The following is a 15,197-nucleotide window of genomic DNA, read 5'->3' as shown; positions in this document are numbered from 1 at the left end:
GAGAGTGAACCGGCGGATCTCCCAGGTGACAATGGCGGCGACGAGAGAAGGACGGAACGCTCGTGCAGTGGACCTTGGTCGTACCCGTGAAGCCCCTCGCCCGGGCCAAGAGCAGGCTGGCGGACGCCGTGCACGACGGGGTGCGGCCGGGCCTCGCGCTGGCGTTCGCACAGGACACCGTGACAGCCGCACTGGCCTGCCCGGAGGTGGCGGATGTGGCAGTCGTCACGGACGACGTCCGGGCGGGGCGGGAGCTGGCGAAGCTGGGCGCCGGGGTCGTTCCGGACGAGCCGGGCGGCGGTCTGAACGCCGCCCTGGCACACGGTGCGGCCGTGGTGCGGGCGGGGCGTCCCGCCCGGCCGGTGGCCGCACTCAACGCCGATCTCCCCGCACTGCGGCCGGCCGAATTGGCGCGGGTCCTGACGGCGGCTTCCGAATTCCCGCGTGCGTTTCTCGCCGACGCGGCCGGAATCGGCACGACTCTGTTGGCCGCGGCGGCGGGCCGTGAATTGACTCCGGCTTTCGGGCCGGATTCCAGGTACCGGCACCGCGCGTCCGGGGCGGTGGAACTGCGGCTCGGCGAGGTGGATTCCGTACGGCAGGACGTCGACACCGGCGGTGATCTGCGCGCCGCGCTGGCCCTGGGAGTGGGGCCCCGTACGGCCGCGGTGGCCGCGCGGCTGCTGATCGCCGGGCAGTAGGCTGCCGGCATGCAGGCGACCGCTTACACGTACGACCCGGAAGAGCGCAGCGGCCAGGTGCTGCTCGACGACGGCACACCGGTGCCCTTCGACGCGGCGGCGTTCGACGCGGGGGGCCTGCGGCTGCTGCGGCCCGGGCAGCGGGTGCGGATCGAGACCGAGGGCTCGGGCGCGGAGCGCAGGATCACGCTGGTGACGTTGCAGACGTTCTGACCGGACGTGCGGGGCTCTGCCGGCCGGACGGGCAGAGTTCTGACGCCGGGCACCGGAGAGTTCCGACGCCGGGCGCGGCAGACGTGATGACAGCCGGGCGCCGCAAGCCCTTCCGGCCAGTCGGGCACCGCCGGCCTTTCCGACCGGCCGGGCGCCGCGAGCGCGCCCCGACCAACCCGGGCGCCGCAAGCCTTCCTGACCGGCCGGGCGGCACGGCAGACGTCTGTCCACCCGCCGGGCACAGACGTGATGACGACCGGGGGGGCCGGGCACGATGACGGCCGGGCGGCGCAAGGCCGCTCCCGACCAGCCGGGCACCGCAAGCCAGCCCGACCGGCCGGGCGGCGCCGCAGGCCCCCTCCCCCTCCCCCGCCGGGCACCGCACCCGGTCGCGCACACGCCGCGGGCCGGACTCCGAGAGGGAGTCCGGCCCGGCGCGTGAGTGCCCGTGCGGCCTGCCGCGTGCCGCGTGCCGCTGCTACTTCTTGCGGGCGGTGGCCTTCTTGGCGGTGGTCTTGCGGGCGGTCGACTTCTTGGCCGGAGCCTTCTTCGCCGTCGCCTTCTTGGTGGCGGGGGCCTTCTTGGCCGTGGTCTTCTTCGCCGCCGCGGTGGTCTTGGCGGTGGACTTCTTGGCGGGGGCCTTCTTCGCCGTCGCCGTCTTCGCCGCCCCGGTGGTCTTCTTCGCGGTCGTCTTCTTCGCCGCCGCGGTCGTCTTCTTGGCCGCGCCCGTGGTCTTCTTCGCGGCGCCCGTGGCCTTCTTGGCGGCGGCCTTCTTGCCCGCGGCCTTGGAGATGGTGGGCGGCGGGCCGGACAGGCTGCCCTTGGGTGCCTTCTTGACCGCGATGTCGTTCTTCGGAAGCTTCTTCGAGCCGCTCACCAGGTCCTTGAAGCCCTGTCCCGCGCGGAAGCGCGGCACGGACGTCTTCTTGACCCGTACCCGCTCACCCGTCTGCGGGTTGCGGGCGTAACGGGCCGGACGGTCGACCTTCTCGAAGGAACCGAAGCCGGTGACCGAGACCCGGTCGCCCGCGACCACTGCGCGGACGAGTGCGTCCAGGACCGCGTCGACAGCGTCGGCGGCCTGCTGGCGACCGCCCAGCTTGTCGGCAATCGCTTCTACGAGCTGCGCCTTGTTCACGTCTTCCCCTTCGGAGACATCGCCAGAACGAATCTGTTCAAGCTTTTTCGCACGTTAGGCAGATATATACCGCAAATCAAACACGAAACGGGCTAATCACCCTTGTGCCGCAACGGACTCGGGCCGCCCCGGCCTGTTCAGCCGTCCTCTTCGGGGAACCGACCCTCGTCGAGGTCCGCGATGAACCGCTCCAGGCGCCGTTCCGCACCGGCGAGATCGTGTTTGGCCGCGGCCGTAATGACCAGCAGCTTCCGGGTCAGCGCCATCCGTACGCCCTCCGGGACTTGCAGTGCGCGCACTGTTGTGTGCGCTTCCTTGAGCCGGGACGCGACCGCCGCATAGAGCTGGAGTTGGCCGTCGTGTTCCATGCACAGATTGTGCCATCTGGGGCGAGTTGTCGCCTGCGCAGGGGGCAACTGCCGCCCCGGACGGCCGTCCGGCCACGTCCGGAAACCGCGCCTCCAAGACCCGCTTACCCCTGCAACCACGCCTCTAACGTGGGAAGTTGACCGACCCGGCCGTGACACGCACGCGCGCGCGAACGCAGAAAAGGCTGTACCCCCGATCGGGCCGATCGGGGGTACAGCCGGGGTGTTGGGTGGCCGAAACTCGACCTTGCCGGGGCCCTTGAGAAGGCCCCGGTGTCAGACCTGGAGGGTCTGCGGCTTGAACAACGGGCGCTTCGCCTCGTACGCGGCGATGTCGGCCTCGTTCTGGAGGGTGATCGAGATGTCGTCCAGCCCGTTCAGCAGCCGCCAGCGGGAGTTCTCGTCCAGCTCGAAGGAGGCGGTGACGCCCTCCGCGCGGACCTCACGGGCCTGGAGGTCGACCGTGACCTCGGCCTGCGGGTCGTTCTCCGTCAGCTCCCACAGCGCGTCCACGACCTTCTGGTCGAGGACCACGGTGAGCAGCCCGTTCTTCAGCGAGTTGCCGCGGAAGATGTCGGCGAAGCGGGAGGAGATCACGGCCTTGAAGCCGTAGTTCTGCAGCGCCCAGACGGCGTGCTCGCGGGAGGAGCCGGTGCCGAAGTCGGGGCCGGCCACCAGGACCGTGGCGCCCTCGCGCTCGGGCCGGTTGAGCACGAACTCCGGGTCCTTGCGCCAGGCCTCGAAAAGCCCGTCCTCGAAGCCGTCCCGCGTCACCTTCTTGAGCCAGTGGGCGGGGATGATCTGGTCGGTGTCAACGTTGGAGCGGCGCAGCGGGACGGCCCGGCCGGTGTGGGTGGTGAATGCTTCCATGACTCTCAGACTCCAGCGGGCGTGGGGACGTCGGCGGCGGACAGGTCGGCCGGGGAGGCCAGGTGGCCCAGGACCGCCGTCGCGGCCGCGACCTGCGGCGACACCAGATGGGTGCGACCGCCCTTGCCCTGCCGTCCCTCGAAGTTGCGGTTGGAGGTGGACGCGGAGCGCTCACCGGGGGCGAGCTGGTCCGGGTTCATGCCCAGGCACATCGAGCAGCCCGCGTGCCGCCATTCGGCGCCGGCCTCCTTGAAGACCACGTCCAGACCCTCGGAGACGGCCTGCAGACCCACCCGCGCGGAGCCGGGGACGACCAGCATGCGTACGCCGTCGGCGACTTTGCGGCTCCGGACGATCTCGGCGGCGGCGCGCAGGTCCTCGATGCGGCCGTTGGTGCAGGAACCTACGAAGACGGTGTCCACCTTGATGGAGCGCAGCGGCTGACCGGCCTCCAACCCCATGTACTCCAGGGCCTTTTCGGCGGCGTAGCGCTCCGAGGCGTCCTCGTACGAAGCCGGGTCGGGGACGGCGGCGGACAGCGGCGCGCCCTGGCCCGGATTGGTCCCCCAGGTGACGAACGGCGACAGCTCGGCGGCCTCGATGACCACCTCCGCGTCGAACTCGGCGTCGTCGTCGGTGCGCAGCGTCTTCCAGTACTCGACGGCCGCGTCCCAGTCGGCGCCCTCGGGGGCGTGCGGGCGGCCCTGGAGGTAGGCGAAGGTGGTCTCGTCGGGGGCGATCATGCCCGCGCGGGCGCCGGCCTCGATGGACATGTTGCAGATGGTCATGCGGGCCTCCATCGAGAGCTTCTCGATGGCCTCGCCGCGGTACTCCAGGATGTAGCCCTGGCCGCCGCCGGTGCCGATCTTCGCGATGATCGCGAGGATCAGGTCCTTGGCCGTGACACCCTCGGGCAGTTCCCCGTTGACGGTGACCGCCATGGTCTTCGGGCGGGCCATGGGCAGCGTCTGGGTGGCCAGCACGTGCTCGACCTGGGATGTGCCGATGCCGAACGCCAGCGCGCCGAAGGCGCCGTGCGTGGAGGTGTGCGAGTCGCCGCAGACCACGGTGGTGCCGGGCTGGGTGAGGCCCAGCTGCGGGCCGACGACGTGCACGACGCCCTGCTCGACGTCGCCCAGCGGGTGCAGCCGGACGCCGAAGTCCGCGCAGTTCTTGCGCAGCGTCTCCAGCTGGGCCCGGGAGACCGGGTCCGCGATGGGCTTGTCGATGTCGAGGGTGGGGGTGTTGTGGTCCTCGGTGGCGATGGTCAGGTCGAGCCGGCGCACGGGGCGGCCGCTCTTGCGGAGGCCGTCGAAGGCCTGCGGGCTGGTCACCTCGTGCAGCAGGTGCAGATCGATGAAGAGGAGGTCGGGCTCGCCCTCGGCGCGCCGGACGACATGGTCGTCCCAGACCTTCTCCGCGAGTGTCCTACCCATCGCTTTCCCTCCGGCCGGCGACAACGCGACGGCCCAACTAGAGATCTTGGGGAAGCGGTGCCCGCACCCCTGTGTTTCCGGGCAACCGCCACCAGGCCCTTTCGTCACGGGCCGCTGTGACTTCCTGCCATCAAGAGTGGCGGGTTCCACGGAAAATTGAACTTGCGTTTCACAGAGTGAGACGGGAGTATCGTTTCATGGACAACAGTAGCGGCGTCGGCGTTCTGGACAAGGCGGCCCTCGTTCTGAGCGCTCTGGAGTCCGGCCCGGCCACCCTCGCGGGACTGGTCGCGGCGACCGGACTGGCACGACCCACGGCCCACCGCCTGGCCGTGGCACTGGAACACCACCGCATGGTGGCGCGCGACATGCAGGGCCGTTTCATTCTCGGCCCGCGCCTGGCGGAACTGGCCGCGGCGGCCGGCGAGGACCGTCTGCTCGCCACGGCGGGCCCGGTGCTCACCCACCTCCGTGACGTGACGGGCGAGAGCGCCCAGCTCTACCGCCGCCAGGGCGACATGCGCATCTGCGTCGCGGCGGCCGAGCGCCTGTCCGGCCTCAGGGACACGGTCCCGGTCGGCTCCACGCTCACGATGAAGGCCGGTTCCTCGGCGCAGATCCTCATGGCCTGGGAGGAGCCCGAGCGCCTCCACCGGGGCCTGCAGGGCGCCCGCTTCACGGCGACGGCGCTGTCCGGCGTACGGCGCCGCGGCTGGGCGCAGTCGATCGGCGAGCGCGAGCCGGGCGTAGCGTCCGTCTCCGCGCCCGTGCGCGGACCGTCGAACCGCGTGGTGGCCGCCGTCTCCGTCTCCGGCCCCATCGAGCGCCTCACCCGCCACCCGGGCCGCATGCACGCGCAGGCGGTCATCGACGCCGCCGGCCGCCTCTCCGAGGCCCTGCGCCGCACGGGCTGACCCGGCCCGGGTACGCGACCGGGAACGGGCCCGCCTCAACGCCGCGGCGGGCCCTTCCCCGACACACGGCCCCGGTCATGCGGTACTCACCACGCGCTCACGCCCTTTCGCCCCCCGCCCGCCTCCCCGACCGGTACGCGAACCGGTCCTCGGCCCGCCTGCCCCGCCGCTCCAGCGGCACCTGGCCGTGCGCGGCGGCGAGCCCGAAGGGCGGCATGTCCGCGTAGACCGATTCGTAGGACCCCTCCGGCACCACGTACGCCTCGTGCCACAGCCCCACGTGCCCCCGCACCTTCTCCGCGCGCTCCTTGCGGTTGATGAACGCCCACGCCCGGTGATGGAACATGTCGGGCGAGTGGGCGTACCGGTAGAGCTTCTCCTTGGACTCCCAGTACTGGACCACGTAGTACGTCCGCGGCGAGGCCGTCAGCAGGACGTGCCCGAGGAGTCCGCGGTCCGGGTCCTTCGCCAGTTCGCGCAGCATGCGCGGCATGGCCAGCAGGACCGGCAGCCAGTGGTGCACCGCCCAGAAGTGGTTGATCCGCATGCCGATGAGCAGGACGACCACGTCGCCCTCGGCCGCGGCGGTGGTGCGGGCCGCGGCACCGGTGCCGGAATCGCCGGTCATCTCGACCTCCCCGTTGGCGAGCTGGACCTCCGAGTTGCCGCAGGGGCCGGAGCCGGACGAGGCCGACCCGTCCGTGATCGCGGCGCGAGCGGAGGTGGACCGGCTGCTGGACATGCTGGGCTGGGAGACCGCCCGGGAGCTGTCCTCCCTCTCCCCCGTGCACCGGTCGCTGGTGGCGGCGGTGGCGGCGCTGCGCCGGCTGGACTACCCGTGGGACGCGGAACTGATGGCGCCGTACGGGCAGTTGATGCACGAGGTGGCCCGCAGGAACCTGGACTTCATGGAGAGCCACGGATCGGAGGCGGAGAAGGTCGAGATGGCGGTCGCGGCGGCGGTGCTCTTCCAGCCGGTGCTGCGGGCCCTGCACCGGCTGGCTCAGGAGGAGGAGTCGGCGCGGCGGTACGGCATCGAATGAACACCGGCACGAGTGAACGCCGAAGGGGATCCCGCCTGAGCGGGAGCCCCTTCGGACTCGAGTACCCCCGACCGGATTCGAACCGGCGCTACCGCCTTGAGAGGGCGGCGTGCTAGGCCGCTACACAACGGGGGCGAGGATCATACGTTTCCGCAGATCCGAGCTGGTCTACCAGGACTCGAACCTAGACTAACTGAACCAGAATCAGTCGTGCTGCCAATTACACCATAGACCAATGTGGTTTAGACCAGTTTGTACCCCCGACCGGATTCGAACCGGCGCTACCGCCTTGAGAGGGCGGCGTGCTAGGCCGCTACACAACGGGGGCCCTAGCGATCACCTCGTGAGAGATCACCGTACCCCCGACCGGATTCGAACCGGCGCTACCGCCTTGAGAGGGCGGCGTGCTAGGCCGCTACACAACGGGGGCCTTGCGGATGTTCTCCGCGGCGCAGATAAGCTCTGCGAGCTGGCCTACCTGGACTCGAACCAAGACTAACTGAACCAGAATCAGTCGTGCTGCCAATTACACCATAGGCCACTGGAACGCAAGCCCCTGGGGGGATTTTGTTCTAGCTTTGCGCTTCCGGTTCCCGACCTTTCGGCCCGCTCCCCGGCGGCGCAGGAAGAACATTACCCGAAGGTGGACGGGGCTCCAAAACGAGTATCGGCACCCAGGAGCGCCGGGAGTTCGGACAGGGACGCGATACGGCGTGGTCCGGCGGGCGGGTCGAGGGTCGCGTACGCGCCGCCGCGGTCGATCCACACCGACAGCAGTCCGGCGTCGGCGGCTCCGCGTCCGTCGATCTCCGGGTGGTCACCGACGTACGCGACCTCGTGCGGGGCGAGGCCCAGGGCGTCGCAGGCGGCGAGGAAGGCGCCGGGCTCGGGCTTGGAGACGCCCAGCTCGGCGGCGCACAGGATGGCCTCGAAGCGATCGTGCACGCCGAGGACGCGCAGCTTGCGGTCCTGGACGGTGAGGCTGGAGTTGGAGAGCACCGCGTGCCGGTGGCTGTCGGCGAGGGCGTCGAGGACGGGCATCACGTCCTCGAAGAGGGACCAGGCGGCCTCGTAGTGCGTGACGTAGCGCTGGAACCAGTCGTCGGCCTCGGAGTCGGTCAGCTCCGGCCGGCCCAGGAAGACCCGGGTGCGGTCGCGGCGCTGTGTGACGAAGTCGACTTCACCGGCCGCGAAACGGGCCCACTGCTGGTCGGTGATCTCCCGCCAGCGCACAAGGGCGTCCTCCGCCGTCCCGTATCCGGCGAGCAGGCCCTCGGCGACCAGGTGGGCGCGCATGCCCTCGCGGTCGGCGGTGGTGTAGTCGAAGAGGGTGTCGTCCACGTCCCAGACCACGGCGAGGATGCTCATGATCCGACGGTAGCGCCGCCGGGCCCGCCGCGTCCGCCGTACGGCGAAGGGGCGGCCCCGGAAGTCCGGGAGCCGCCCCTCAGGCGCGTGTACATGCGATCAGGCCGCGAGCTTCGCCAGCGCCGCGTCGATCCGGGCCAGCGCCTTCTCCTTGCCCAGGACCTCCAGGGACTCGAAGAGGGGCAGGCCGACCGTGCGGCCGGTGACGGCGACGCGGACCGGGGCCTGGGCCTTGCCGAGCTTGAGGCCGTGGGCCTCGCCGGCGGCCAGGACGGCCTCCTTCAGGGACTCGGGGGAGCTCCAGTCGGCCGCGTCCAGCTTCTCGCGGGCGGTGCCGAGCAGGGCGTCCGAGCCCTCCTTCATGGCCTTCGTCCAGCTGGCCTCGTCGAAGACCGGCTCCGGCAGGAACAGGAAGTCGACGTTGTCGGTGATCTCGGAGAGGACCTTCAGGCGGGTCTGCGCGTGCGGCGCGATCGCCTGCCACTTGGCCTCGTCGAAGTCCTCCGGGGCCCAGGGGGCGACGGGAGCCTTCAGCCACGGGCGGCAGCGCTCGGTGAAGTCCTTCACCTCGAGCATGCGGATGTGGTCGCCGTTGATCGCCTCGCACTTCTTGAGGTCGAAGCGGGCCGGGTTGGGCTGGACGTCGGTGACGTCGAAGGCCGCGACCATCTCCTCGACCGTGAAGATGTCCTGGTCGGCGGAGAGGGACCAGCCGAGCAGGGAGAGGTAGTTGAGCAGGCCCTCGGGGAGGAAACCGCGCTCGCGGTACAGGTTCAGGCTCGACTGCGGGTCACGCTTGGAGAGCTTCTTGTTGCCCTCGCCCATGACGTACGGCAGGTGGCCGAAGGCGGGGGTCTCCTTGGCGATGCCCAGCTCGGTCAGCGCCTTGTACAGGGCGATCTGGCGGGGGGTGGAGGAGAGCAGGTCCTCGCCGCGCAGGACGTGGGTGATCTCCATCAGGGCGTCGTCGACCGGGTTGACGAGCGTGTAGAGGGGGGCGCCGTTGGCGCGGACGATGCCGTAGTCCGGGACGTTCTCGGGGAGGTAGGTGATCTCGCCGCGGACCAGGTCCGTGAAGGTGATCGGCTCGTCGGGCATCCGGAAGCGGACGATGGGCTCGCGGCCCTGCGCCTCGTACTTCTCCACCTGCGCGTCGCTCAGGTCACGGCAGTGGCCGTCGTAGCCGGAGGGCTTGCCGGCGGCGCGGGCGGCCTCGCGGCGGGTGTCCAGCTCCTCCTGGGAGCAGTAGCAGCGGTATGCGTGGCCGGCGTCCAGGAGCTTCTGGGCGACGTCCTTGTAGATGTCCATGCGCTGCGACTGGCGGTACGGCGCGTGCGGGCCGCCGATCTCGGGGCCCTCGTCCCAGTCGAAGCCCAGCCAGCGCATCGAGTCCAGGAGCTGCTCGTACGACTCCTCGGAGTCGCGGGCCGCGTCGGTGTCCTCGATGCGGAAGACCAGGGTGCCCTGGTGGTGCCGGGCGAACGCCCAGTTGAACAGGGCGGTGCGGACCAGGCCCACGTGGGGGTTGCCGGTGGGGGACGGACAGAAACGGACGCGTACGGGGGAGCCGGGTGCGCTAGCCACGCTTGACAACCTTGTTGGTGAGAGTGCCGATGCCTTCGATGGTGACGGCGACCTCGTCGCCGACGTTGAGGGGGCCGACCCCAGCCGGGGTGCCCGTGAGGATCACGTCGCCGGGGAGCAGCGTCATGGCCTCGGAGACGTTGACGACCAGGTCCTCGATGGAGTGGATCATCTCGCTGGTACGGCCGAGCTGGCGCTGTTCGCCGTTGACCGTCAGCTGGATGGTCAGGTCGGCCGCGGCCGCGATGTCGATGTCCGTCTCCACCCAGGGGCCCAGCGGGCAGGAGGAGTCGAAGCCCTTGGCCCTGGCCCACTGCTTCTCGCGGCGCTGCACGTCGCGGGCGGTGACGTCGTTGGCGCAGGTGTAGCCGAAGATCACGTCCTTGACGCGGTCGCGCGGGACCTCGCGGCACATGCGGCCGATGACGACGGCGAGCTCGGCCTCGTGGTGCAGCTCCTCGGAGAAGGAGGGGTACTGGATGGGATCGCCCGGGCCGATGACCGAGGTGGACGGCTTGAAGAAGGCGAACGGGGCGTCGGGCACCTCGTTGCCGAGTTCGCGGGCGTGCTCGGCGTAGTTGCGGCCGAAGGCGACGACCTTGTTGGGCAGGACGGGCGGCAGCAGCCGGACCTTGCTCAGGGGCACCTTGGTGCCGGAGAGCTCGAAGTCCGCGAACGGGATGCCCTTGATGATGTCGAGGACGAGCTGGTCCGGCTGGTCGCCCTCGACCGCGCCGAAGGCGACGTTCCCGTCGATGGAGAACCTGGCGATGCGCACGGGTTGCTTGGCCCCTTGATGAGCTGGCTGGAGTCTGACGCTCCAGGCTAACGCGGCGGGCAGGCCCTCAAGGGCGGGCGCCTCGCGCATTACCGACGTGCCCCGGGTGGAGGGGTGGCCGTGGCGCGGGCGCCCTGGTGTTCCGTGGCCGGCTGAACGTGCGGCGGCCGGCCGGCGTACTACTCTGCGGCGGTGGCCGCGACCGGGACCTCCATGAGGACCGTGCGGCGGGGGTTGGCGGTCTGGGCGGGGAGCTCGACGGCGTGCTCCGGCTGCTCCGGCGTCTGCAGTTCGTCGGCGCCGCCGAGGTGCGCCAGCGTCGTGCGTCGCGGGTTGGCGATCTTGTGGAACATCATCGTCGTCTTCACGGTTGTACGGAACCCTGTCGTGTCCGGGCGCCGGCGGGCTGCAAGGAGCCCTGCGAGGGCGCGGGTTGTCGGTTTTGCCTTCTCTGTAAAGCGTCAGGCTAAACATGCGATTCCCCGCGACCCTGGTCGGGGCACCCGATCTGCATGTGAGTTTGCTCACTTATCAAGGGTCAAACCGGTCAATTCCGACCGCCACTCCACTCCGACGAAACCGACATTGCCCACCTGAAGCGCTCATTCCGCTCCTGATCATGTCGACTGGGACACCTACCCGACGTCGACGACTCGCGGGCATACGTCCGTTTTGAGGGTGATCATTTTCTACGTCCGGTGACTCGCCCCTCACGTGCTGTCACCTATGTCACGGCCTGGCCCACGGGCCTTGTTGGAGATCCGGCACTGTGCTGGAATTCCACGGACCGCTGCGGGATCGAGCCGGCGCACAGGGGGCGCACACCAGCGCCGAGCGGCGGCGAGAAGGGGGAACCAGCGCCGGTCACTCACGACCACCACGGGGGCGTATTCAGGGCGCCCCTATGACGCCGACACCGTGCCCAGCCGTTCACGCGGCCGGGTGCCTGGTCCAGAGGTTGCGACGCTAGTGCAGGGACGTTTCAAGAGGGATGGCAGCGCTTCGGCGGAGCCGGAGCCGCAGCACGGCGGGACTGGCCCCAAGGCCGTCAGCTCCTCGCCCCAGCACGCCCAGAACCCGGGCCAGGACCGGCCGAGCGACAGCGGGGACGGCACCGGGCGCCCGGGCCAGGGGACGGCAGCCCCCGCTTCCGGCCAGCAGCCGCCCGTGAAGCCGGCCAAGGGCTCGACCGGCCCCGGCCCGCGAATAGCCCTGCGCAACTGGCGGATCTCCACCCGCCTGGTGTCGCTGCTCGCACTCCCGGTGGTCGCGGCCACCTCGCTGGGCGCGATGCGCATCAGCCAGTCGGTCGAGGACATCCAGCAGCTCGACAACATGAAGCTGCTGACCGAGATGACCAAGCAGGCCACCGAGCTGGCCCACGCCCTGCAGGAGGAGCGCGACCAGTCCGCCGGTCCGCTGGCGCACGGCTCGTCGTCCGGTGCGATCGCCGTCAAGGGCGACCGGGAGAAGACCGACCGTGCCCGGAAGAACTTCCTCGACAGCTCCGAGGCGATCGACGCCGCCAGCAAGGACGGCAACCTCGTCGGCGTCCGCGACAGCCTCGTCGGTCTCGCCGGAGACCTGAACGACCTGGAGCGGATCCGCAGCACCGCCTACCAGGCCGAGGACAACTCGACGCAGACCGTCGAGGCGTACCACCGCCTGATCACCCACCTGCTGGACCTCTCGCAGGACATGGCGGAAGCCACCAGCAACCCCGAGATGATCCAGCGCACGCGTACCCTGGCGGCCTTCTCCTCCGCCAAGGAGTACGCGTCCATCCAGCGCGCGGTCCTCGCGGCGGCGCTCCCGGCGAGCAACACGGGCAAGCCCGACCTCGCGGAGAACGACCGGCTGTACGCCGAGTCCGCGCTGCAGAGCCAGAAGTCCGAGATCCGCAGCTTCACCAGCATCTACGGCGACGGCGCCGAGGAACTCCTCAAGCCGATCTCCGAGGGCAACCCGGTCATCGAGTCCTCCGACGCGTACGCGGGCCGCGCGCTCGCCAAGCAGGGCGCCCTCGGCGGACTGGACAAGCGCTCCTACCAGGACTGGCTGGACGACAGCTCCACCAAGATCCAGCAGATGAAGAACATCGAGCTGAAGCTGCTGGAGGACATGGAGCAGCAGGCCCGTGAGCTGCGCAGCGAGTCCGAGCGCGAGGCGATCATCTCGGGTGTCGTGATCCTGCTGGTGCTCGGTGTCTCCCTGGTCGGCGCCTTCGTCGTGGCCCGCTCCATGATCCGCTCGCTGCGCCGCCTGGAGGACACCGCGACCAGGGTCGCCCAGGACCGTCTGCCCGAGCTGGTCAAGCAGCTCTCCGAGACCGACCCGCAGGACGTCGACACCTCGGTGGAGTCGGTCGGCGTGCACTCCCGGGACGAGATCGGCCGCGTGGCCGCGGCCTTCGACGACGTGCACCGTGAGGCGGTCCGCCTCGCCGCCGAGCAGGCCCTGCTGCGGGGCAACGTCAACGCGATGTTCACCAACCTCTCGCGCCGTTCCCAGGGCCTCATCCAGCGCCAGCTCTCGCTCATCTCCGAACTGGAGTCCCGCGAGGCCGACCCGGACCAGCTGTCCTCGCTCTTCAAGCTCGACCACCTCGCGACGCGCATGCGCCGTAACGGTGAGAACCTGCTCGTCCTCGCCGGTGAGGAGCCCGGCCGCCGCTGGACCCGCCCGGTCCCGCTGGTCGACGTGCTCCGTGCCGCCGCCTCGGAGGTGGAGCAGTACGAGCGCATCGAGCTGGCCTCCGTGCCGACCACCGAGGTCGCCGGCCGCGTGGTCAACGACCTCGTGCACCTGCTCGCCGAGCTGCTGGAGAACGCGACCTCGTTCTCCTCCCCGCAGACCAAGGTCAAGGTCACCGGTCACGCGCTGCCCGACGGCCGGGTGCTGATCGAGATCCACGACACCGGCATCGGCCTCTCCCCCGAGGACCTCGCCGCGATCAACGAGCGGCTCGCCTCGCCGCCCACCGTGGACGTCTCCGTCTCCCGCCGCATGGGCCTGTTCGTGGTCGGCCGCCTCTCGCAGCGTCACGGCATCCGCATCCAGCTGCGTCCGTCGGACTCCGGTGGTACGACCGCGCTGGTCATGCTGCCCGTCGACGTCGCCCAGGGCGGCCGCAAGCCGCAGCCCAAGCCCGGTCAGGGCGCCGGCAACGGCGGCCCGGCCGCGGCCCAGGCGGCCGCGGGTGTCGCGGCGGCCCGGCGCGGTGGCGGCCAGGGCGGCGGTGCCCTCGGCGGTGGCGGCGGTGCCTTCGGTGGCGGTGCGCCGGGCGGTGGCCGGCTCGCCGCCGGTCAGGGGCCGCGGGCCGCGCTGCCCGGGCGGGACGCGGGCGGGCGCCCGGGTGCGCCGGGCGGCGCGCGCGGACCCCAGTCCCCCGCGGGCCCGGGTCAGCAGAACCGGCCGGCCACGGCCGGCGCGGGCGCCGGTGCCGGACAGACCCCCGGTGCTCCGCAGGGCCTGCAGGCCGCGGGCATGAGCGCGCCGCAGGGCAACGCGCCCCAGGGCAACGCTTCGCAGGGCCAGGACATGTTCGGCGGCGGACCCGGCCCCTCCGCACCCTCGCCGCGCGGGAAGCGCCGGGGCGGCGGTGACGGTGACGCCGAACAGGGCCGTCGTCCGCAGCTGCCGCCGCGCGGCGGGCCGCGGGCCGAGCTGCCCGGCGGCAACCCGCAGCCCCGCACGCCCAGCTGGAGCGACGAGAACGCGCAGCCGCCCGTGCCGCGCGCCTCGCTGGACGCCCCGCGCGGCCACGAGGAGCCGGACAGCTCCCGTACGGACCGCACGCCGCGCTACGACGACCGGCAGGGCCCGGGCTCGACCGCGGAGATGCCTGCGGTCCCCCGCCACGGCGAGGCCCAGGGTCCCGGCGCCACGGCCGAGTTCGCCCGTCCGGACTTCGACGCCCCGGCACCGCGCCAGGAGGACCCGCAGAACACCGGGCAGTTCGCCCAGCCGGGCCAGGACCCGTTCGGTCAGGACCAGTACGGCGCGAACACCCAGCCGGGCGACCGGTTCGCGCGGCCCGAGCCGGCCGCCCCGCAGCAGAACGGCGCCTTCGTCCGCTCGGACGTCTTCGGCGGACAGCCCGGCCAGGGTCACGACAACGGCGCGACCGGCCAGCACCGCCTGCCGGAGCGCGAGAACCCGGCCGTCACCGGCCAGTTCGAGCGCCCGCAGGACGGCACGCACGGCGGGAACGACTTCGCCGCTCCGCGGCCGCCCGTCCCGCAGCAGCGTCCCACCGCCCAGGCGCCCCAGATCGGGACCGCCGCGCAGCCGGAAGACGCGTGGGCGCTGCCCCCGGCCTCCGGCCCGGGTGACGGACGTACGCCGCTGTTCGACACGCTGGAGACCAACTGGTTCCACGGCGACCGTGAGGCGCGGGCTCAGCAGAGCGCGCCGGCGGCGTCGCCGGAGCCGCAGGCCGCCCAGCCCCAGACCCCGGCGGCCCCCCAGCGGCCCGCCGCCTCCGCCTGGCGCAGCTCGCCGAACGACGACCTCGTCCGGCAGGCCGAGCGCGTCCGGCAGCCGGCCGCGGGCGGGATCACCACCTCCGGCCTGCCGCGCCGGGTGCCCCGGGCCAACCTCGTCCCGGGCACGGCTCAGCAGCAGTCGCACCAGAGCGGTCCGGCAGTCTCGCGTGCGCCCGACGACGTGCGCGGCCGGCTGACCAATCTCCGTCGGGGAATCGCACAGGGCCGTCAGGCCGGTACCAACCAGACCGGCAGCTACCCGCGGCCCACTCACCAGCAGGAGCGTTAGTTGAGCCC

At 71.4% G+C, this 15,197-nt stretch carries 13 protein-coding genes, 5 tRNA genes and 1 pseudogene; 5 read left to right on the top strand and 14 right to left on the bottom strand.

Features of this window, described 5'->3' with window-relative positions:
- Positions 1-62 precede the first annotated feature (62 nt).
- Positions 63-701, top strand: coding sequence for a 2-phospho-L-lactate guanylyltransferase (gene cofC / locus ACFW47_RS28035; protein WP_386284798.1), 639 nt, complete (start codon positions 63-65; stop codon positions 699-701).
- Between the two features lie 9 nt (positions 702-710).
- Positions 711-914, top strand: coding sequence for a hypothetical protein (locus ACFW47_RS28030; RefSeq protein ID WP_217246754.1), 204 nt, complete (start codon positions 711-713; stop codon positions 912-914).
- 478 nt (positions 915-1,392) lie between these two features.
- On the opposite strand, the gene ACFW47_RS28025 is transcribed toward ACFW47_RS28030, so the two are convergent.
- The 4 genes from ACFW47_RS28025 to leuC form a co-directional block, all read right to left on the bottom strand.
- On the bottom strand, positions 1,393-2,052 hold the full coding sequence (locus ACFW47_RS28025; RefSeq protein WP_073731613.1) for an HU family DNA-binding protein: 660 nt from the start codon (positions 2,050-2,052) through the stop codon (positions 1,393-1,395).
- Positions 2,053-2,189: 137 nt separating this feature from the next.
- Positions 2,190-2,420, bottom strand: a complete 231-nt coding sequence (locus ACFW47_RS28020; RefSeq protein ID WP_073731614.1) for a hypothetical protein — start codon at positions 2,418-2,420, stop codon at positions 2,190-2,192.
- A 276-nt stretch (positions 2,421-2,696) separates the two neighbouring features.
- Entirely contained in the window at positions 2,697-3,290 is a 594-nt protein-coding gene (gene leuD, locus ACFW47_RS28015) for a 3-isopropylmalate dehydratase small subunit (RefSeq protein ID WP_386307487.1), read from the bottom strand.
- 5 nt (positions 3,291-3,295) lie between these two features.
- Positions 3,296-4,726: a 3-isopropylmalate dehydratase large subunit gene (gene leuC / locus ACFW47_RS28010; RefSeq protein ID WP_386307485.1), complete on the bottom strand. Its 1,431-nt coding sequence runs from the start codon at positions 4,724-4,726 to the stop codon at positions 3,296-3,298.
- A gap of 197 nt (positions 4,727-4,923) precedes the next feature.
- On the opposite strand from leuC, the gene ndgR reads away from it, so the two are divergent.
- Entirely contained in the window at positions 4,924-5,640 is a 717-nt protein-coding gene (gene ndgR / locus ACFW47_RS28005; RefSeq protein ID WP_010984119.1) for an IclR family transcriptional regulator NdgR, read from the top strand.
- Between the two features lie 97 nt (positions 5,641-5,737).
- Here the strand turns inward: ndgR and ACFW47_RS28000 are convergent, their stop codons facing one another.
- Positions 5,738-6,268 (bottom strand): DUF4188 domain-containing protein, encoded by a 531-nt coding sequence (locus ACFW47_RS28000; RefSeq protein ID WP_386307484.1) that lies wholly within the window; start codon positions 6,266-6,268, stop codon positions 5,738-5,740.
- A 34-nt stretch (positions 6,269-6,302) separates the two neighbouring features.
- Between ACFW47_RS28000 and ACFW47_RS27995 the strand changes: the two are divergent.
- Positions 6,303-6,683, top strand: a pseudogene (locus ACFW47_RS27995) (transcriptional regulator); the annotation flags it as partial.
- Positions 6,684-6,745: 62 nt separating this feature from the next.
- Here ACFW47_RS27995 and ACFW47_RS27990 read toward each other — a convergent pair.
- From ACFW47_RS27990 to ACFW47_RS27950, 9 genes are all read right to left on the bottom strand, one after another.
- Positions 6,746-6,818, bottom strand: a tRNA-Glu gene (locus ACFW47_RS27990).
- A gap of 28 nt (positions 6,819-6,846) precedes the next feature.
- Positions 6,847-6,918: transfer RNA gene (locus ACFW47_RS27985), tRNA-Gln, on the bottom strand.
- 20 nt (positions 6,919-6,938) lie between these two features.
- A tRNA-Glu gene (locus ACFW47_RS27980) sits at positions 6,939-7,011 on the bottom strand.
- A 29-nt stretch (positions 7,012-7,040) separates the two neighbouring features.
- Positions 7,041-7,113, bottom strand: a tRNA-Glu gene (locus tag ACFW47_RS27975).
- Between the two features lie 39 nt (positions 7,114-7,152).
- Positions 7,153-7,224: transfer RNA gene (locus ACFW47_RS27970), tRNA-Gln, on the bottom strand.
- A gap of 92 nt (positions 7,225-7,316) precedes the next feature.
- Positions 7,317-8,051 (bottom strand): HAD family hydrolase, encoded by a 735-nt coding sequence (locus ACFW47_RS27965; protein ID WP_386284787.1) that lies wholly within the window; start codon positions 8,049-8,051, stop codon positions 7,317-7,319.
- 99 nt (positions 8,052-8,150) lie between these two features.
- Entirely contained in the window at positions 8,151-9,635 is a 1,485-nt protein-coding gene (gene gltX, locus ACFW47_RS27960) for a glutamate--tRNA ligase (RefSeq protein WP_386284784.1), read from the bottom strand.
- Positions 9,628-10,413 carry a fumarylacetoacetate hydrolase family protein gene (locus ACFW47_RS27955; RefSeq protein ID WP_386284781.1) on the bottom strand — a complete coding sequence of 262 codons (786 nt, stop codon included), beginning with the start codon at positions 10,411-10,413 and terminating at the stop codon, positions 9,628-9,630. The genes gltX and ACFW47_RS27955 overlap by 8 nt, the downstream gene beginning before the upstream one ends.
- A 179-nt stretch (positions 10,414-10,592) precedes the next feature.
- Positions 10,593-10,781, bottom strand: coding sequence for a hypothetical protein (locus ACFW47_RS27950; protein WP_386285092.1), 189 nt, complete (start codon positions 10,779-10,781; stop codon positions 10,593-10,595).
- Positions 10,782-11,382: 601 nt separating this feature from the next.
- Here ACFW47_RS27950 and ACFW47_RS27945 point away from each other — a divergent pair.
- Positions 11,383-15,189 (top strand): nitrate- and nitrite sensing domain-containing protein, encoded by a 3,807-nt coding sequence (locus ACFW47_RS27945; protein ID WP_386284778.1) that lies wholly within the window; start codon positions 11,383-11,385, stop codon positions 15,187-15,189.
- Positions 15,190-15,197: the final 8 nt, after the last annotated feature.

The organism is Streptomyces sp. NPDC058796 (assembly GCF_042745235.1).
Lineage (GTDB): Bacteria > Actinomycetota > Actinomycetes > Streptomycetales > Streptomycetaceae > Streptomyces.
The sequence above is the reverse complement of the archived record's forward strand: the minus strand, read 5'-3'. Positions and strand labels throughout refer to the sequence as shown.